Below are 17,574 nucleotides of genomic sequence, written 5' to 3' on the forward strand. Positions count from 1 at the left end.
GCGGCAGATCCGGGTGATGCTACGCGATGCGCGCGGGTTGGCAACTCGTGCGCCATCCCGCGCAAGCCGCCGCGCCCCAATGCAAAAAGCCCGCAAACAAGTTGCGGGCTTTTTTAAGGGTACTGCGGTACTGTAAATTCTTGGCTCCCCGAGCTGGGCTCGAACCAGCGACCTGCGGATTAACAGTCCGTCGCTCTACCGACTGAGCTATCGGGGAACAGGTAGAGGGGGCGAATTATGCACAAAAAAACGGAAGAATGCAAAGCGGGGCCGAAAAAGCGCGTTTCGGCGGCCGAAACCGGCCCTTTTTTTCAAGCTTGCCGTCAACCCGATCCCGTATGATGGCGCGCAGAGGGCTCGCGACCTCTCTCGATTTTTCTGGGTTCTCATATGTCTTCGTTCGACATTCAATTGCTGCTCACCGCTCTGGTGAGCGTTCTGGTCCTGGTCGCACTGATCGTCTCGCGGATACGCATGCATCCGCTCCTGGCGCTCTTGATCGTGTCGATCGGCGTCGGCTTTGCAACGGGCATGGCCCCGGGCGCCATCGTCAAAAGCCTGACCGACGGCGCCGGCAAGACGCTGGGCGCCGTGGGCGTGGTGATCGCGCTGGGCGCGATGCTGGGCAAGATCCTCGCGGACTCCGGCACCACCGAGCGCCTGGCCAATGCAATCCTGCGCCACACCTCCCCGCGCCTGATTCCCTGGGCCATGACGCTGGTGGCGTTCGTCATCGGCATCCCCATGTTCTTTGAAGTGGGTCTGGTGGTGATGCTGCCGCTGATCTTCAGCGTGGCGCGCAAGCTGGAAAGCCAGGCTCGCTTCAAGGGTTCGGCCTATGTCTACGTAGGCGTGCCGGTGATTTCGGCCCTGGCCGCCATGCACGGCATGGTGCCGCCGCATCCCGGCCCGCTGACCGCCATCGCCACGCTCAAGACCACGGTCGGCCCGACCATGATCTACGGCTTTATCGCGGCCCTGCCGGCCATGATCTTCGGCGGACCGCTGTATGGCGCCTTCATCGCCCCGCGCATGACCACGCGGCCGGACGAGGCGCTGCTTGAACAGTTCACCGCCTCCACCGACAGCCCCGCGGGTCAAAATGCGCCCAGCGTCGTTCTGGGCGTGCTGGCGGCACTGCTGCCGGCCTTGCTGATGCTGGTCCATGCCGTGGCCGAAATGCTGCTGCCCAAGGACTCCAGCGTGACCCACGTGGCCGCCTTTCTGGGCAATCCCGTCGTCGCCATGCTGCTGGGCGTGCTGTTCGCGGCCGTGACACTGGTCTTCATGCGCGGCGGCGACCCGGAAAAGCTGCGCGGCGCGCTGGGCCAAAGCTTGAAGCCCATTGCCGGCATCATGCTGATCATCGCCGGCGGGGGCGCCTTCCAACAGGTCCTGACGAATGCCAAGGTCGGCGACGCCATCGTGCACCTGACCCACCAGTTCGCGTTCCCGCCGCTGATCCTGGGCTGGCTGATCGCCATGCTGCTGTCGGTGTCGACTGGCTCGGCCACCGTCGGCATCGTGGGCGCTGCGGGTTTGCTGGCGCCACTTGCTGGCGCCGACCCCAACCTGAATCTCCCGCTGTTAGCGCTGTCGATTGGCTGCGGCTCGCTGTTCTTCAACTATGCGAATCACGCCGGTTTCTGGATGGTGAAGGAATCGTTCGGCATGACGATGGGCGAAGCCACGAAGACGATCTCGGTCGTGCAGTCGATCGTGTCGGTGGTGGGGTTGGTGATGGTGCTGCTGTTTAACCTGTTGCCGGCGCTGGGGTGACAAAGACAGCGGGGGCGGATGCGCGCCATGCACGAACTGCCCCGCAAACAAAAAGGCCGATCCACATGGAATCGGCCTTTTTGATGGGTATTTCTCTGGTGCCGGTGAAAGGAATCGAACCCTCGACCTTCTCATTACAAGTGAGCTGCTCTACCAACTGAGCTACACCGGCGATGCGTGCCGGGGCACGCGCAGGGACTGCATTGTAATGAAAAAAATGCAGCCCCTCTTGTGGGGTCGTTATTTGACGATGGTCAGGCGCGGGCGCTTGGGTTCGTCGTCGTCGCCGTCATCGTCGCCGGAGGCGGGATTGGCGTCCGAGCCCTCGGGGGCGGCGGGGTTCGGCGTGGCGCCTTGGGCGCCTGCCTCGGGCGGCTCGTAGGGCTGAACCTCGAAGCCCATGCCGGCGCCGGTTTCGCGCGCATAGATGGCGCTGACGGCGCCCACGGGGACGTAGACGTTTTCGGTCACGCCGCTGAAGCGGGCCTGGAATTCGATGAATTCGTTGCCCAGCACCAGGCGGTTGGTGGCCAGCGTGCCCACGTTCAGCGTGATCTGGCCGTCGCGCACGTGGGCGACGGGCACCATGGTGTGCTCGTCGACCTGCACGGTGATGTACGGCGTGTAGCCGTTATCGGTGCACCATTCGTGCAGCGCGCGGATCAGATACGGTTTGGTCGAAGTTTCACCCATTACACAGCCAGCCTTAACGACGCATCACTTTTTCCGAAGGCGTCAGCGCTTCGATGTAGGCCGGGCGCGAGAAGATGCGTTCGGCGTACTTTTGCAGCGGAGCCGCATTCTTGGGCAGTTCGATGCCGTAGTGGTCCAGGCGCCAGAGCAGCGGAGCGACGGCCACGTCGAGCATGGAGAATTCCTCGCCCAGCATGTACTTGTTCTTGAGCAGCATGGGAGCCAGCTGGGCCAGGCGGTCGCGGATGTTCTGGCGAGCGTTGGCGAGCTTCTTTTCGTCGGGCTTGGCACTGCGGTCTTCCAGCGTCGAGACGTGAACGAACAGTTCCTTCTCGAAGTTGTACAGGAACAGACGCGTGCGGGCGCGCATGACCGGGTCGGCGGGCATGAGCTGCGGGTGCGGGAAGCGCTCGTCGATGTACTCGTTGATGATGTTCGACTCGTACAGCACCAGGTCACGTTCGACCAGAATGGGCACTTGACCGTACGGGTTCATCACCGAGATGTCTTCGGGCTTGTTGTACAGGTCGATGTCGCGGATCTCGAAATCCATACCCTTTTCGAACAACACGAAGCGGCAGCGTTGCGAAAACGGACACGTGGTTCCGGAATAGAGCACCATCATGGCGGTAAGTCCTTTATTGAAAAACGAAAGGCCAGCGCCTAAATCTAGCAGGCGCTGGCCCCAATTGCCAGGCAGGATAGGCTTACAGCCCTATCCGCCTCTTCCGTCCCCGATAGACGGGGTGGCTGGGGAACCTGGCGGGGCGTTACGGTTAGCGCACGTGTTTCCAGTACGAGGCATTCAGGCGCCACGTAACAAAGAAGAACAGGAGCAGGAACAACATGACGCCGACGCCGATGCGGACGCGCAGTGTCTGGACGGGCTCGGCCATCCAGGACATGAATGCGGTCAGATCAGCGACGTCGTTGTCGTATGTTGCGGTTTGGGCCGGGTTGGCGGCCTTGAATTTGGCATCGAAGGTGGCATGGCCATGGTGATTGGCTAACGGCTCGGCCTTCACCGTGGCAAAACCCTGTGCATCGTACACCGTTGTGACGCGTTCCCACGTTTTGGGGGCGCCTTCCTTGCCTTCGACTTCGTGAACGGCGACGGTGGTGAGCTCGCGCGGACCCTGTTCCTGCCAGAGCGCGTGCGGCATGCCGACCGACGGGAAGACCAGGTTGTTCCAGCCCGTGGCGCGCGACGTGTCGCGGTAGAACGTGCGCAGGTAGGTGTACAGGTAGTCGGATCCCGAGGGGCCGGCGTTCACGGATTTGGCGCGGGCGATCACGGACAAGTCCGGGGGCGTCGTGCCAAACCACGCCTTGGCGTCCTTCGGCGTCATGGCGACGTGCATCATGTCGCCGATCTTTTCGCCGGAGAACAGCAGGCTTTCCTTGATCTGTTCGTCGGTCAGACCGATATCCCGGAGCTTGTTGTAGCGCATCGAAGACGCGCTATGACAGTTCAGGCAGTAGTTGACGAACAGCTTGGCGCCGTTTTGCAGCGACGCCATGTCGTTGACGCGGTAAGGCGCCTTGTCCAGCGGGAATCCGCCTCCGGCGGCAAAGGTTGCGGTACACGTGAGCATCAAGGCCACGGCACCAATCAGCTTCTTGATCATGGTTAGTCCGTTATTCTCGTTGGCTCAGTGGGCGTGGAACGTGACGCGGTCGGGCACTTGCTTGAACGTGCCCAGGCGGCTCCATACCGGCATCAGGAAGAAGAAGGCCAGGTACAGCAGCGTGCCGATCTGCGACGTCAGGTTCAACGGCGGACTGGGCGGCTGCGTACCGATGTAGCCGAGCACCAGGAAGTTGACCATGAAGATGCCGTAGATCCACTTGTGCCACGTGGGGCGGTAGCGGATCGACTTGACCGGCGAATGATCGAGCCAGGGCAGGAAGAACAGGATGACGACCGTGCCGCCCATGGCCACCACGCCCCAGAACTTGGCGTCGATGACGCGCAGCAGCACGGCGACGACGATCAGGATGCCGGGGACGGCGATGCGCATGAAGCCCTTCAGGTTGCTCTTGGCGAACAGCACGATGGCGCCCAGCACCGACGCGCCCGCCAGCACCCACGTGAATTCATCCGTGGTGGCGCGCAGCATCGAGTAGAACGGCGTGAAGTACCAGACCGGGGCGATGTGCGGAGGCGTCTTCAGCGAGTCAGCAGGAATGAAGTTGTTGAACTCGAGGAAGTACCCGCCCATTTCCGGGGCGAAGAACACGATGGCCGCGAACACCAACAGGAAGCCCGCCACGCCCACCAGGTCATGCACCGAGTAGAACGGATGGAACGGGATGCCGTCTTTCGGGCGGCCGTACTTGTCTTTCGGGCCCTGCTTGATTTCGATGCCGTCCGGGTTGTTCGAGCCGACTTCGTGCAGCGCCACCAGGTGAGCCGCGACCAGACCGATCAGCACCAGCGGAATGGCGATGACGTGGAAGGCGAAGAAGCGGTTCAGCGTGGCATCGGACACGACGTAGTCGCCGCGGATCCAGATGGACAGTTCAGGACCAATGAACGGAATGGCTGCGAACAGGTTCACGATCACCTGGGCGCCCCAGTACGACATCTGGCCCCAGGGCAGCAGGTAGCCGAAGAAGGCTTCGGCCATCAGACAGAGGAAGATCGCGACGCCGAAGATCCACACCAGTTCGCGGGGCTTGCGGTAGGAACCGTAAAGCAGACCGCGCAGCATGTGCAGGTAGACGACGACGAAGAACATCGACGCGCCGGTCGAATGCATGTAGCGCACCAGCCAGCCCCACGGGACCTCGCGCATGATGTATTCGACGGATTGGAACGCGCGCTCGGCGTCCGGCTTGTAATGCATGACCAGGAAAATGCCGGTCACAATCTGCAGCACCAGCACCAGTAGCGCCAGCGAGCCAAAGAAATACCAGAAGTTGAAATTCTTGGGTGCGTAGTACTCGGACAGATGGGCTTTCCAGGTGGAGGTCACCGGAAAGCGCCGGTCCAGCCAGCCCAACAGGCCTGTCGTCTCGACGGTTTTCTCGCCAGCCATGTAACGGCTCCTTCTATACGTGGCGTATTGTTCTTACTTACGTAGATCGGGAAAAAAGCGCGACGCGAGCGTCAGGCCTTGTTGTCTTCATCGACGCCCACAATGATGCGGGTGTCGGTGAGGTACTGGTACGGCGGAACTTCGAGATTATCGGGAGCAGGCTTGTTCTTGAAGACCCGGCCAGCCAGGTCGAACGTGGAGCCGTGGCACGGACAGAGGAATCCGCCTTGCCAATCCGCGCCCAGACCGCCGCCGCCACCCGTTTCGAAATGCGCGGTGGGCGAGCAGCCCAGGTGGGTGCAGATGCCGACGCAGACGAAGATCTCGGGCTTGCGCGAGCGGGCTTCGTTTTCGGCATACGGAGGCGTGAAGCCGGGCCGCTTGGATTGCGGGTCGGCGAGCTGGGGATCCAGCGCTTTCAGTCCGGCCAGCTGCTCGGGCGAGCGGTGGATGATCCAGACCGGTTTGCCGCGCCATTCGACCGTTTTCATGGCGCCGACGGGAATGTCGCCGATATCCACTTCAACGGGCGCTCCGGCCGCGCGGGCTTTTTCGGAGGGGGAAAACGTGCTCACAAGCGGCACTGCCGTTGCGACACCTGCTACGCCGCCCACAGCACAGGCGGTGGTAACCCAGAAACGTCGCGAAGGATCAGGTGGCAGGTTGGGATCAACCGCACCGTCATCGTCATGCACCAGCGTATCCTGACTCATCTTCCTATCCTTGTTGATGCGCCCGCTCAACGAGTAGCATCACTTCTGCGGCATCGGGTTCGCGGGAATATGTAACAACATAGCAACCGCGTATTATAGGCCAGCCTACCCCAGGCGTATCACGAATGGAGCGGATTTATGAGCAAATCGACTGGTTTCGTCAAAGAGTTTCGAGATTTCGCGGTCAAGGGCAACGCGGTCGACTTGGCCGTTGGTGTGATCATCGGTGCGGCGTTTGGCAGGATTGTCGACTCGCTGGTCCGAGACATCATCATGCCGCTCGTCAATTTCATCCTTGGCGGATCGGTCGATTTCTCGAACAAGTTCCTGGTCTTGTCGATGCCTGAAGGCTATGCCGGGCCGATGACCTACGCGGATCTCACCAAGGCCGGCGCCAACGTGTTCGCGTGGGGCAACTTCGTCACCATCATCATCAACTTCGTCTTGCTGGCGTTCGTGATCTTCTGGATGGTCAAGGCCATCTACAAGGCCCGCAACAAGCAGGAGGAAGCGCCGGCGCCCGCCAAGACGCCGGAAGACGTGGCCCTGCTGCGCGAGATTCGCGACCTGCTGAAGCGGCCGTAAACAGCAAAGCGCCCCAACGGGGCGCTTTTGTTTTCTGCCGGGTTGACGGCCGGCGCTCCGGCGCTCCGGCGCGCCGGCGTCAAGGATTCAGGCCGGGTTGTCGATGTCGACGAATTCGACCTTGATGCCGAAGCGCTCGGCCACGGCCTGCCCCAGTGCCTGAACGCCATAGCGTTCGGTGGCGTGGTGCCCGGCGGCGATGAAACCCACGCCGGTTTCCCGCGCCAGATGTACCGTGGACTCCGAGACCTCGCCCGTGATGTAGACGCTGGCGCCCGCGTCAACGGCGTCGCCCATCATGCCTTGCGCGCCGCCCGTGCACCAGGCGATTGTGGCCAGCGGCTGGTCCGGGTCGCCCACGACGAGCGGCTGGCGGCCAAGGCGTTGGGCCACCTGGTCGCCCAGTTGGCCCAGCGTCTGCAGGCCGCTGGCCTCGCCCAGCCAGATCAGCCCGTCCTGCCCGCAGGTCCGCGGGGCGCCGTCGTCGCGCAGCGCCGGCGTCAGACCCAGCACGCGCGCCAGCTGCGCGTTGTTGCCCAGCGTGGGATGCGCATCCAGCGGCAGATGGTAGGCAAACAGGTTCAAGTCGTTCTTGAGGGTCAACGCCATGCGCGTGCGGCGGGTGCCGATGACGCGGCGGTCTTCGTTGCGCCACATCCAGCCGTGGTGCACCAGCACCGCATCGGCGCCGCGGTCGACTGCCTCGCGCAGCAATGCTTCGCTGGCCGTGACACCGGTGATAATGTGTCCGACCTCGGATCGGCCTTCCACCTGCATCCCGTTGGGACAGTAGTCCTTGAAACGGGCTGCCTGCAGGGTGTCGTCCAGCCAGTTGGCCAGGACGCGGGAGTCCACTTTATTCATTGCTAGTCCTATCAGAAACATGCGCCGATATTGGCTGATCTTTGCTCAGGCCGTCACGGTCTGCCTGGCTATTCTATTCGTGGTGACGACGTTGCGGCCCGACCTGCTGCGGGTGAACGGGCCCGGCACGGTCCCGCCAGCCACTGCCGCGGCGGGCCGCGCGCCCGCGGGTGATGTGGGTGCTGTGTCGTACGCGGACGGCGTGGCGAAGGCGGCGCCGTCGGTGGTGAATGTGTTCACCACCAAGCACGTGAACGTGCCCTTGATTCCGCTGCCCGATGATCCGGTGCTGCGCCAGCTTTTCGGGCAGGTGCCCGGCGTGAGCCGGCGCGAGGCGTCGACCAGTCTGGGTTCGGGCGTGATCGTGAATGCGGACGGCTACGTGCTGACCAATTACCACGTGGTGCAGGCCGCCGATGCCATCGAGGTGGCGCTGCGCGACGGACGGCGCGATACCGCCAAAGTGGTGGGCGCGGACCCGGACACGGACCTGGCGGTGCTCAAGCTGTCCAAGTTGCGCGACTTGCCTGCGGCAACGCTGGCGTCCGACAAAGGCTTGCGAGTAGGCGACGTGGTGCTGGCGATCGGCAATCCGTTCGGCGTGGGTCAGACCACCACGCAGGGCATCGTGTCGGCGCTGGGCCGCAATGGCCTCGGGCTGAACACGTACGAGAACTTCATCCAGACCGACGCGGCGATCAATCCGGGCAATTCGGGCGGCGCGCTGGTCGATGCCTACGGCAACCTGGTGGGCATCAACACCGCAATCTATTCGGAGTCGGGCGGGTCGATGGGCATCGGCTTTGCGACGCCGATCGAGATTGCGCGCAAGGTCATGGACGACATCGTCAAGACCGGGGCGGTCAAGCGCGGCTGGCTGGGCGTGGAGCCGCAGGACATGACGCCGGAACTGGCGCGGGCCTTCGAGCTGCCGCGCGACGCGGCGGGCGTGATCATTGCCGGGGTGATGCGCGACGGCCCGGCCGCGCGCGGCGGCCTGCGCGTGGGCGATATTGTCCAGTCGGTCAATGGCAAGCGGGTGGCGGACACAAACGGCCTGCTGTCGGAGATTGCGCAGGTGCCGCCGGGCCAGCGGGCCACGCTGGGCATCTTGCGCAGCGGCAAACCTGCGGAACTGGCGGTGGTGGTGGGGACGCGGCCGGGCAAGCCGCGCTAGGCGCATTTGCGCGCCGCTGGACGGGTGGCGGGGGTGGCGCCGGTGTCTGGTTTGTCGGAGAGTTCACGCACCAGGGCCAGGATCAGGCGCTTGGTGCTGTCGGGTTGCGGCGCCAGCCGCGCGCAGATTTCGGCGCAATAGCCGTCGATGCCGTTGGCGGCGGCGTCCTGCGGTCCAGATCCCGGGGACGTGGCGGGCACCACGCCATCCGTCAGCCACGACGCGCTGGTGCCCAGGGCCTGCGCCAGCCGCACCACCGTGTTGCGCGCTGGCGAATAGCGGTCTTCGCGAGTGAGGATGCGGTGGATGCAGGACTGCGGCACGCCCGACAGGCGCGAAAGCTGGTTCTGGCTATGGATGCCGCGCCACCGCATGAGGGTGCGCAGTCTTTGTGAGAGCGACATGACTGCAATGTAGGACTGCAGTCATGGGCCGACAAGGTAAAACGGTCCGCTTTTGTGCGGACCGTTCTGGTTTCCTTCTACCCTGCCGTCTGCATGATTTCAGTGGCGTTCGGTCAGGGAGTCGGCGGCATCATCTGTCGACGCACCTTCTTTCGGTGTGACCATCCGGGCGCAGATCAGCCCGACTTCATAGAGCAGGCACAGCGGCACCGCCAGCATGAACTGGCTGACCACGTCGGGCGGGGTGACGACGGCAGCAATGATGAAGGCGCCCACCACGACGTAGCCGCGCGCCGCCTTCAGCTTGGACAATTCGACCACGCCCATCTTCACCAGCAGCACCACGGCCACGGGCACTTCGAACGTGATGCCGAACGCCAGGAACATCGTCATGACGAAGCTGAGGTAGGCCTCGATGTCCGGCGCCGGGGTGATGGACTGCGGCGCGAACGTGGCGATGAAGTGGAACACCGTGCGGAACACCACGAAGTAGCAGAAAGCCATGCCCGCGATGAAGAGAAAGGTGCTGGACACGATGAGCGGCAGCGCCAGGCGCTTTTCGTGCCGGTACAGCCCGGGCGCGACGAAGGCCCACGCTTGGTACAGCACCACGGGCAGCGCCAGGATGAACGCGGCCATCATCGTGACCTTGACCGGCACCATGAATGGCGTGATGACGCCGGTGGCGATCATGCGGGTGCCTTCGGGCAGCGAGGCCAGCATCGGGGCGGCCAGCACGTCATAGATGGCCGACGCGCCGGGATAGATGAAGAGCACGATAAACACGGCCACCACGGCGCCGACGGCGCGCAAGAGGCGCGTGCGCAGCTCGACCAGGTGGGAGATGAAGGTCTCTTGCTGGCCTTCTTCTTGGGTTGCGTCCTGGGTCACGACGGAGTTCCGGAGGGCGAGACGGGCTTGGCGGCGGGCGCGGCGACGTCGGCCGCTGGCGCGCTGGGCGCCGGGGCGGGTGGTTGAGGGGCGGCGGCCGGACGCGGTGCGGGCTCGGCGGCAGGCAGGTCCAGGTCCAGATTGTGGTTCTGGCTGGGCGGTGCGATCGTGCGCGCAGGCTCAGCGGATGCGCCAGCGACGGACGCGTCGGCAGCGGGCGAACCTGCGGCAGGCGCTTGTGCGGCATCAGCCACCTGGGCGGTCACCGGCGCCTGCGCAACCGCCGGCGTCGCCTTGCCGCTGGCTTCGCGGGCGACTTCGTCGAGTTCGGCGCGGAACTGCTGCACGGGTTCCTGCAGCGAGGCCCCGGTTTCGTTCAGCGATTGCTGCACGCCCTGGGCCGCGTCTTCCATTTCGGTCTTGAACTTGCGGAGTTCGTCGAGTTCGATTTCGCGCTGGATATCGGACTTGACGTCATTGACGTAACGCTGCGCGCGCCCGAGCAGGTGGCCGACGGTGCGGGCAACCTTGGGCAGGCGTTCGGGGCCGATGACGATCAGGGCGACGACGCCGATCACCATCAGTTCAGTGAGGCTGACATCAAACATTCGACGGCCGCTCGGGAATTGAAGCAATAAGGGCCGGCCCGTTCAGGGCTGGCCCGGAGGGAGACTGGCTGGCGCTCAGGAGTTGGACTTTTCCTTGGCCTGCACGTCGATGGTGTCGCCGGCGACGCGTTGCTGCGTGACCGGTTCAGCGGGCTTGTCGCTGTTGGCTTCTTTCATGCCGTCCTTGAAGCCCTTGACCGCGCCGCCCAGATCGCCGCCGATGTTGCGCAGCTTCTTGGTGCCGAAAATCAGCGCAACGATGACCAGGACGACCAACCAATGCCAAATGCTGAAACTACCCATGATGATTCTCCGAATTACGCAGTGGGAGCCACGCGCCCTTTCCAGGGACGCGAGCCGCCGATGATGTGGAAATGCAGATGCGGGACTTCCTGGCCGCCTTCGACGCCAGAATTGATCATGATGCGAAATCCGCCATCAGGGCCCGGACGGCAACCGTTCTCGGCGGCAAGCCGCGGCGCCAACGACATCATTCTACCCAACCAATCTGCGTCCTCGCCCGTAATATCCTGCATGGATGTGACATGACGTCGAGGGATCAGCAGTAAATGCACCGGTGCGGCCGGATTGATATCGTGAAATGCAACAAAGTCCTGGTCCTCGTAGACCTTCTTGGACGGGATCTCGCCGGCGGCGATCTTGCAGAAAAGACAGTTGTCGCTCATGGGGTGGTTTCCGTGGTCAGTCCTTGGGGCGGCTTGCCTTTTCCACCAGGCCCGACAGGCCTTCGCGGCGGGCCAGCTCAGCCAGCACGTCTTCGGGCCGCAGGTTGAAATGCGTCAGCGCCACCAGGCAATGGAACCACAGATCGGCGGTTTCGCTGACGATGCGGTCGGGCACGCCGTCCTTGGCGGCCATGACCAGTTCCGTGGCTTCTTCCCCGATCTTCTTCAGGAAGGCATCCGGCCCCTTGGCCAGCAGCTTGGCCGTGTAGGAGGCGGCAGGATCGCCGCCATTCTGCGGGCGGCGGGTTTCCAGGGTGTCTGCGATGCGGGCCAGGATGTCGGCCGCGGTCAGGGTCTGATCGGTCATTTGTAGATGAGTTCCGGATCTTTGAGCACCGGATCCACCGTGACCCAGGACGCGTGGTCGGTCTGGCCTTCCAGGCGGCGGAAGAAACAGCTGGCGCGGCCGGTATGGCAGGCGATGCCGCCTTCCTGGTGCACCTTCAGCAGCACCACGTCGCCGTCGCAATCCAGGCGCAGTTCGTGGACTTCCTGGACGTGGCCGGATTCTTCGCCCTTGCGCCACAGGCGCTGGCGCGAACGCGACCAGTACACGGCGCGGCCGGTGGCGGCCGTTTCGGCCAGGGATTCGCGGTTCATCCAGGCCACCATCATGATCTGGCCGTTGTCGGCGTCTTGGGCGATGGCGGGAATCAGGCCGTTTTCGTCGAAGACGACGTCGGCCAGCCAGGCGGGTTCGTTGCTCATAATCAGTCCAATCGTACGGCGATGCCCTGTTCGGCCATGAAGTGCTTGCACTCGCCGACGGTATGCTGGCCAAAATGGAAAATGCTGGCGGCCAGCACCGCGCTGGCGCGGCCGGTGGTGACGCCGTCGGCCAGATGCTGCAGGTTGCCCACGCCGCCGGAGGCGATGACGGGCACCGGCACGGCGTCCGAGACGGTGCGGGTCAGTTCGAGGTCAAAGCCGGACTTGGTGCCGTCACGGTCCATGCTGGTCAGCAGGATTTCGCCGGCGCCGTAGGCGGCCATGCGGCGCGCCCACGCCACGGCGTCCAGGCCGGTGGCCTTGCGGCCGCCGTGCGTGAAGACTTCCCAGCGTGCCGGTTCACCGGGCGCGGACACGCGGCGCGCGTCGATGGCCACGACCACGCATTGCGAGCCGTGGTAGTCCGACGCGGCGCGAACCAGTTCAGGGTTGGCCACGGCGGCGCTGTTGATGCTGATCTTGTCGGCGCCGGCATTGAGCAGGCGCTGGATGTCGGACACCTGGCGCACGCCGCCGCCCACGGTCAGCGGAATGAAGACCTGCGACGCCACCTGCTCGATGATGGGCAGGATCAGGTCGCGGCCGTCGCTGGTGGCGGTGATGTCCAGAAAGGTGAGTTCGTCGGCGCCCTGCTCGTTGTAGCGGCGGGCGATCTCGACGGGGTCGCCCGCGTCGAGCAGGTTGACGAAGTTCACGCCCTTGACGACGCGGCCGGCCGTGACGTCAAGGCAGGGAATGATGCGGCGGGTCAGCGCGTTCTGTGCGGACGCGCCGGCCCTGGGGGGGCTGCTGGATGTGGTCATTTTGCCAATTCGTCGGCGCGCGCCTGCGCGGCCTGGAAGTCGAGCGTGCCTTCGTAGATGCTGCGGCCCAGGATGGCGCCTTCGACACCCTCTTCCTCGACGGCGCACAGCGCCTCGATGTCCTGGATGCCGGCGATGCCGCCCGAGGCGTACACGGGAATGCGCACGTGCTGGGCCAGGCGGACCGTGGCTTCGACGTTGACGCCGGACAGCATGCCGTCGCGGCCGATGTCGGTGTAGATGATGGCTTCGCAGCCGTAGTCTTCGAACTTCTTGGCTAAATCCAGCACGTCGTGGCGGGTGAGTTTGCTCCAGCCGTCGGTGGCGATCTTGCCGTCGCGGGCGTCCAGGCCGACGATGATCTGGCCGGGGAAGGCGCCGCAGGCGTCCTGCAGGAAGCCCGGGTTCTTGACCGCGGCGGTGCCGATGATGACGTACGAGATGCCGGCGTCGAGGTAGCGTTCGATGGTGTCGAGGTCGCGGATGCCTCCGCCGATCTGGACGGGAATGTCGTCGCCGACGGCGTCCAGGATCGCCTTGATGGGGGCTTCGTTCTTGGGCTTGCCGGCGACGGCGCCGTTCAGGTCGACCAGATGCAGGCGGCGGGCGCCCTGGTCCAGCCAGCGGGTGGCCATGGCGGCGGGGTCTTCGGAGAACACCGTTGCATCGTCCAGGTCACCCTGGCGCAGGCGAACACAGCGCCCGTCTTTGAGGTCGATGGCGGGGATCAGCAGCATGGTTGGCAGCGAGTAAGAAAGTGGGGTTGAACGGGCTGGCGCACGCGGCTCGAGGCCTAGGGCTGCCAGTCTACAAAATTGCGATACAGGCGCAAACCGTGCTCGGCGCTTTTTTCGGGGTGGAACTGCACCGCGAAAATGTTAGCTGCCGCCACCGCGCAGGTAAAGGCGACGCCATAATCGGTTTCACCAACCGTCAGGCCCGGATCGGCCGGATCGGCGTAATAACTGTGGACGAAATAGAAGTGCGAGTCGTCCGGAATGCCGTCCCAGATCGGGTGAGAGCGGGTGTGACGGACTTTGTTCCAGCCCATGTGCGGAACCTTCAGGCGCTCGGGACGGGTGTCCACGAGACCGGCCGCGCCCGTGTCGGCCAGGCAGGCCTCGTCGTCGGCGGGGATCAGGTCGGCAAAGCCGGGGCCGGAAAAGCGGCGCACGACCCCCGGGAACAGGCCGAGGCAGGCGGTGCCGCCCTCTTCGCTGGATTCGAACAGCATCTGTTCGCCGACGCAGACGCCCAAGAGGGGCTTCTCGCGGGCGGCGCGCACGACGGCGTCGCGCAGGCCGGATTCGTTCAGGGTGCGCATGCAGTCCGCCATGGCGCCCTGGCCCGGGAAGACCACGCGGTCGGCGGCGGCGATTTCCTGGGGCTGGTTGCAGATGCGGATGTCGGCGTCAGGCGCGGCGTATTTCAGGGCGCGTGCAACGGAATGGAAATTGCCCATTCCATAGTCGACGATGGCGATAGTGGTCACTTCTGTCTGCCTGGTGCGGTGCGAAGGTGGAATGCGTACGTTACAGCGTTACAGCACGCCCTTGGTGGACGGCACGACGTCGCCCATGCGGGGGTCGACTTCGAGGGCCATGCGCAGCGCGCGGCCACAGGCCTTGAACACGGTTTCCGCCTGGTGGTGCGAGTTGAAGCCGCGCAGGTTGTCGATGTGCATGGTGATCAGCGCGTGATTGACCAGGCCCTGGAAGAATTCGCGCGTGAGGTCCACGTCGAAGCTGCCGATGTGCGAACGCGTGAAGGGGATGTGGTATTCCAGGCCAGGGCGACCGGAGAAGTCGATCACGACGCGCGACAGGGCTTCGTCCAGCGGCACGTACGCATGACCGTAGCGGCGCAGACCCGCCTTGGTGCCGGCGGCCTTGGCGATGGCCATGCCCAGCGTGATGCCCACGTCTTCCACCGTGTGATGCGCGTCGATGTGCAGGTCGCCCTCGGCCTTGATGTCCAGGTCGATCAGGCCGTGACGCGCGATCTGGTCCAGCATGTGGTCCAGGAAGGGCACGCCGGTGTCGATCGTCTGCTTGCCGGTGCCGTCCAGGTTGATGGCCACGCGGATGCGGGTTTCGTTGGTGTTGCGGGTGATTTCTGCGGTACGCATGTTAAGCACTCAAGATCTCTTGCAGGGCAGCCAGCAAGGCGGCGTTCTCGGCCGGGGCGCCCACCGAAATGCGCAGGCAGTCGGCCAGCAGCGGGTGGGCATTGGAGAAGTTGCGAATCAATATTTTGCGCGCTTTCAGGGCAAGATGCACGGCGTTGCCGTCGAGCTTGCCGGAAAAGCGGGCGAGTATGAAGTTGGCGGCGGAAGGGAATACCCTGACGCCGGGCAGTTGCGCCAGCGCCGCGGCCAGCGGTTCGCGGTCCGCGCGCAGCCGTGCGGCCTGTTCGTCCAGCACGGCCTTGTGGCGCAGCACCGCCAGCAGCGTTGCCTGGGTGAGCACGTTCAGGTTGTAGGGCGGGCGCACCTTGTTCAGTTCGGCGATCCACGCGGGATGCCCGGCCAGGTAGCCGAAACGCAGGCCGGCCAGCCCGATCTTGGACACGGTGCGCATGACCACCACGTTGGGCGCATCCAGTACGCGCGGCATGAACGTGTAGTCGGCGAACGGCTGGTAGGCCTCGTCGATCACCACCAGCCCGGGCGCGGCCTGAATGATGGCGTTGACGTCTTCCGGCGACCACAGGCCGCCGGTGGGGTTGTTGGGCGTGGCCAGAAACACGAGCCGGGGCTGGTGTTCGCGGATGGCGGCCAGCATGGCCGGCAGATCCAAGGCCAGGTCCGCTGTCAACGGCACGCCCACGAAGCGCGCGTGATCGAAGCGGGCCGCCATGTCGAAATACACGAACGACGGCCACGGCGACAGCACCACGTCGCCCGGGTTGCAGCACGCCTGCACCATCAGGTGGATGAGCTCGTCCGAGCCGTTGCCGAACAGCACGTCTGCGGCGTCCGGCACGCCAAAGGCCATCTTGACGGCGGCCTCGAGCGCCGACAGGTCGGCGGACGGATAGCGGTTCAGCGGCGTGTCGCGGACGGCGCGCGCGATGTCTTCGCGCACGGCCTCGGGCAGCTCGTACGGGCATTCCATGGCGTCCAGCTTGATGCAGCCTTCGGCATGGGCGACGGGGTATGCCGCCAACCCGCGAATGTCCGCCCGGACGGTGCCTTTAATGCGGCCGGCGACGTCCGCCGGTCCGACGCTCATGACTTGTCGATCCGGTACTGGGCGCTGGCGGCGTGCGCCTGCAGGCCCTCGCCCAGCGCCAGTTCGGCGGCGATGCGGCCCAGCGTCTGCGCGCCGGCGTGCGAGACCTGGATCAGGCTGGAACGCTTCTGGAAGTCGTAGACGCCCAGCGGCGACGAGAAACGCGCCGTGCGCGAAGTGGGCAGCACGTGGTTCGGGCCGGCGCAGTAGTCGCCCAGGGCTTCCGAGCTGAAACGGCCCATGAAGATGGCGCCGGCGTGGCGGATGCGGGCGGTCCAGACTTCGGGTTGCTCGGTGGAGATCTCGAGGTGTTCGGGGGCGATGTCGTTGGCGATCTGGCAGGCTTCTTCCAGATCGCGCACAAGGATCAGCGCGCCGCGGTTGGCCAGGCTGACGCGCAGGATGTCGGCGCGCGGCATGGTGGGCAAGAGGCGGGCGATGGACGCTTCGACTTCCTCGATGAAGGCGGCGTCGGGACAGAGCAGGATGGACTGGGCCAGTTCGTCGTGCTCGGCCTGCGAGAACAGATCCATGGCGATCCAGTCGGCCGGCGTCTTGCCGTCGCAGATGACCAGGATTTCGCTGGGGCCGGCGATCATGTCGATGCCGACGACGCCGAACACGCGGCGCTTGGCGGCGGCGACGTAGGCGTTGCCCGGGCCGACGATCTTGTCCACGGCCGGCACGGTGTCGGTGCCATACGCCAGCGCGCCAACGGCCTGCGCGCCGCCGATGGCGAACACGCGATCCACGCCGCTGATGGCGGCCGCGGCCAGCACGATGGGATTGCGCGCGCCGTCAGGCGTGGGCGTGACCATGACCAGTTCCTGCACGCCGGCGACCTTGGCCGGGATGGCGTTCATCAGCACGGACGACGGGTAGGCGGCCTTGCCGCCGGGCACGTACAGGCCCACGCGGTCCAGCGGGGTGACCTGCTGGCCCAGCAGCGTGCCGTCGGCTTCGGTGTAGGTCCACGTCTCGGCGCGCTGGCGCTCGTGGTAGGCGCGCACGCGGTCGGCGGCGGCTTCCAGCGCATTGCGCTGGGCGGCCGGCAGCGCGGCCAGGGCCGCATGCCAATCGGCCTTGGGGATCTCTAGCGTATGCGCTGCCGCGTCCGGCATGCGGTCGAACCGCTGCGTGTATTCCACCAGCGCGGCGTCGCCGCGGGTGCGCACGTCGGCCAGGATGCTGGCGGCGGCGCGGTCGATGGATTCGTCCTCGGTGGCCTCGAAGGCCAGCAGCGTGGACAGGGCGGTTTTGAAACCGGGATCGCGGGAGTCGAGACGATTGATCAGGGCCATGGCGTCA

At 64.9% G+C, this 17,574-nt stretch carries 22 protein-coding genes and 2 tRNA genes; 3 read left to right on the top strand and 21 right to left on the bottom strand.

All coding sequences use genetic code 11. The annotated features are described in order from the left end of the window. Window positions 1-141: 141 nt before the first annotated feature. Window positions 142-217: transfer RNA gene (locus MHZ91_RS18215), tRNA-Asn, on the bottom strand. Window positions 218-390: 173 nt separating this feature from the next. Here MHZ91_RS18215 and MHZ91_RS18220 point away from each other — a divergent pair. Further along, window positions 391-1,779 (top strand): GntP family permease, encoded by a 1,389-nt coding sequence (locus MHZ91_RS18220; protein ID WP_239215066.1) that lies wholly within the window; start codon window positions 391-393, stop codon window positions 1,777-1,779. A gap of 96 nt (window positions 1,780-1,875) precedes the next feature. Here MHZ91_RS18220 and MHZ91_RS18225 read toward each other — a convergent pair. The 6 genes from MHZ91_RS18225 to petA form a co-directional block, all read right to left on the bottom strand. Beyond that, window positions 1,876-1,951: transfer RNA gene (locus MHZ91_RS18225), tRNA-Thr, on the bottom strand. A gap of 68 nt (window positions 1,952-2,019) precedes the next feature. Then, the gene (locus MHZ91_RS18230; protein ID WP_175123921.1) at window positions 2,020-2,472 is read right to left on the bottom strand and encodes a ClpXP protease specificity-enhancing factor; all 453 of its coding nucleotides are present in this window, start codon (window positions 2,470-2,472) and stop codon (window positions 2,020-2,022) included. Between the two features lie 13 nt (window positions 2,473-2,485). After that, on the bottom strand, window positions 2,486-3,097 hold the full coding sequence (locus MHZ91_RS18235) for a glutathione S-transferase N-terminal domain-containing protein (RefSeq protein WP_006388039.1): 612 nt from the start codon (window positions 3,095-3,097) through the stop codon (window positions 2,486-2,488). Window positions 3,098-3,248: 151 nt separating this feature from the next. Continuing rightward, entirely contained in the window at window positions 3,249-4,100 is an 852-nt protein-coding gene (locus MHZ91_RS18240) for a cytochrome c1 (protein ID WP_175123920.1), read from the bottom strand. Between the two features lie 24 nt (window positions 4,101-4,124). Beyond that, window positions 4,125-5,513: a cytochrome bc complex cytochrome b subunit gene (locus MHZ91_RS18245; RefSeq protein ID WP_105236915.1), complete on the bottom strand. Its 1,389-nt coding sequence runs from the start codon at window positions 5,511-5,513 to the stop codon at window positions 4,125-4,127. A gap of 71 nt (window positions 5,514-5,584) precedes the next feature. Further along, entirely contained in the window at window positions 5,585-6,226 is a 642-nt protein-coding gene (petA, locus tag MHZ91_RS18250) for a ubiquinol-cytochrome c reductase iron-sulfur subunit (RefSeq protein ID WP_063954111.1), read from the bottom strand. Between the two features lie 138 nt (window positions 6,227-6,364). Between petA and mscL the strand changes: the two genes are divergently transcribed. Continuing rightward, window positions 6,365-6,811: a large conductance mechanosensitive channel protein MscL gene (mscL, locus tag MHZ91_RS18255; protein WP_105236917.1), complete on the top strand. Its 447-nt coding sequence runs from the start codon at window positions 6,365-6,367 to the stop codon at window positions 6,809-6,811. 87 nt (window positions 6,812-6,898) lie between these two features. On the opposite strand, the gene MHZ91_RS18260 is transcribed toward mscL, so the two are convergent. After that, window positions 6,899-7,675: a Nif3-like dinuclear metal center hexameric protein gene (locus MHZ91_RS18260; protein ID WP_239215067.1), complete on the bottom strand. Its 777-nt coding sequence runs from the start codon at window positions 7,673-7,675 to the stop codon at window positions 6,899-6,901. Window positions 7,676-7,694: 19 nt separating this feature from the next. Between MHZ91_RS18260 and MHZ91_RS18265 the strand changes: the two genes are divergently transcribed. Beyond that, window positions 7,695-8,852: a trypsin-like peptidase domain-containing protein gene (locus MHZ91_RS18265; protein ID WP_239215068.1), complete on the top strand. Its 1,158-nt coding sequence runs from the start codon at window positions 7,695-7,697 to the stop codon at window positions 8,850-8,852. Here MHZ91_RS18265 and MHZ91_RS18270 read toward each other — a convergent pair. The 13 genes from MHZ91_RS18270 to hisD all read right to left on the bottom strand — a co-directional run bounded on the left by MHZ91_RS18270 (window position 8,849) and on the right by hisD (window position 17,567). Continuing rightward, window positions 8,849-9,256 (bottom strand): helix-turn-helix domain-containing protein, encoded by a 408-nt coding sequence (locus MHZ91_RS18270; protein ID WP_175137059.1) that lies wholly within the window; start codon window positions 9,254-9,256, stop codon window positions 8,849-8,851. The genes MHZ91_RS18265 and MHZ91_RS18270 overlap by 4 nt on opposite strands. A 99-nt stretch (window positions 9,257-9,355) precedes the next feature. Continuing rightward, window positions 9,356-10,147, bottom strand: coding sequence for a twin-arginine translocase subunit TatC (gene tatC, locus MHZ91_RS18275; protein WP_175123917.1), 792 nt, complete (start codon window positions 10,145-10,147; stop codon window positions 9,356-9,358). Continuing rightward, a complete protein-coding gene (gene tatB / locus MHZ91_RS18280; protein ID WP_239215069.1) occupies window positions 10,144-10,755 on the bottom strand; it encodes a Sec-independent protein translocase protein TatB in 612 nt (203 codons plus the stop codon). Before tatB ends, tatC begins: the two co-directional genes overlap by 4 nt. A gap of 75 nt (window positions 10,756-10,830) precedes the next feature. Further along, a complete protein-coding gene (tatA, locus tag MHZ91_RS18285) occupies window positions 10,831-11,058 on the bottom strand; it encodes a Sec-independent protein translocase subunit TatA (protein ID WP_056320404.1) in 228 nt (75 codons plus the stop codon). 14 nt (window positions 11,059-11,072) lie between these two features. After that, window positions 11,073-11,441 carry a histidine triad nucleotide-binding protein gene (locus MHZ91_RS18290; protein ID WP_175123915.1) on the bottom strand — a complete coding sequence of 123 codons (369 nt, stop codon included), beginning with the start codon at window positions 11,439-11,441 and terminating at the stop codon, window positions 11,073-11,075. Between the two features lie 16 nt (window positions 11,442-11,457). After that, window positions 11,458-11,808, bottom strand: coding sequence for a phosphoribosyl-ATP diphosphatase (locus tag MHZ91_RS18295; protein ID WP_175123914.1), 351 nt, complete (start codon window positions 11,806-11,808; stop codon window positions 11,458-11,460). Then, window positions 11,805-12,209: a phosphoribosyl-AMP cyclohydrolase gene (gene hisI, locus MHZ91_RS18300; protein WP_239215070.1), complete on the bottom strand. Its 405-nt coding sequence runs from the start codon at window positions 12,207-12,209 to the stop codon at window positions 11,805-11,807. The genes MHZ91_RS18295 and hisI overlap by 4 nt, the downstream gene beginning before the upstream one ends. Before the next feature lie 2 nt (window positions 12,210-12,211). Further along, entirely contained in the window at window positions 12,212-13,033 is an 822-nt protein-coding gene (hisF, locus tag MHZ91_RS18305) for an imidazole glycerol phosphate synthase subunit HisF (RefSeq protein WP_239215071.1), read from the bottom strand. Next, window positions 13,030-13,770, bottom strand: coding sequence for a 1-(5-phosphoribosyl)-5-[(5-phosphoribosylamino)methylideneamino]imidazole-4-carboxamide isomerase (gene hisA, locus MHZ91_RS18310; RefSeq protein ID WP_006224535.1), 741 nt, complete (start codon window positions 13,768-13,770; stop codon window positions 13,030-13,032). The genes hisF and hisA overlap by 4 nt, the downstream gene beginning before the upstream one ends. 56 nt (window positions 13,771-13,826) lie before the next feature. Beyond that, on the bottom strand, window positions 13,827-14,525 hold the full coding sequence (gene hisH, locus MHZ91_RS18315) for an imidazole glycerol phosphate synthase subunit HisH (RefSeq protein WP_175123911.1): 699 nt from the start codon (window positions 14,523-14,525) through the stop codon (window positions 13,827-13,829). A 48-nt stretch (window positions 14,526-14,573) separates the two neighbouring features. Next, on the bottom strand, window positions 14,574-15,161 hold the full coding sequence (gene hisB, locus MHZ91_RS18320; protein WP_105236925.1) for an imidazoleglycerol-phosphate dehydratase HisB: 588 nt from the start codon (window positions 15,159-15,161) through the stop codon (window positions 14,574-14,576). Window position 15,162: 1 nt separating this feature from the next. Then, window positions 15,163-16,266 carry a histidinol-phosphate transaminase gene (gene hisC, locus MHZ91_RS18325; RefSeq protein ID WP_239215072.1) on the bottom strand — a complete coding sequence of 368 codons (1,104 nt, stop codon included), beginning with the start codon at window positions 16,264-16,266 and terminating at the stop codon, window positions 15,163-15,165. Further along, window positions 16,263-17,567 (bottom strand): histidinol dehydrogenase, encoded by a 1,305-nt coding sequence (gene hisD, locus MHZ91_RS18330; protein WP_175137062.1) that lies wholly within the window; start codon window positions 17,565-17,567, stop codon window positions 16,263-16,265. Before hisD ends, hisC begins: the two co-directional genes overlap by 4 nt. Between the last annotated feature and the right edge of the window lie 7 nt (window positions 17,568-17,574).

Origin of the sequence: Achromobacter sp. ACRQX, from assembly GCF_022346505.1 — a bacterium.
Taxonomy (GTDB): Bacteria; Pseudomonadota; Gammaproteobacteria; order Burkholderiales; family Burkholderiaceae_B; genus Achromobacter; species Achromobacter animicus.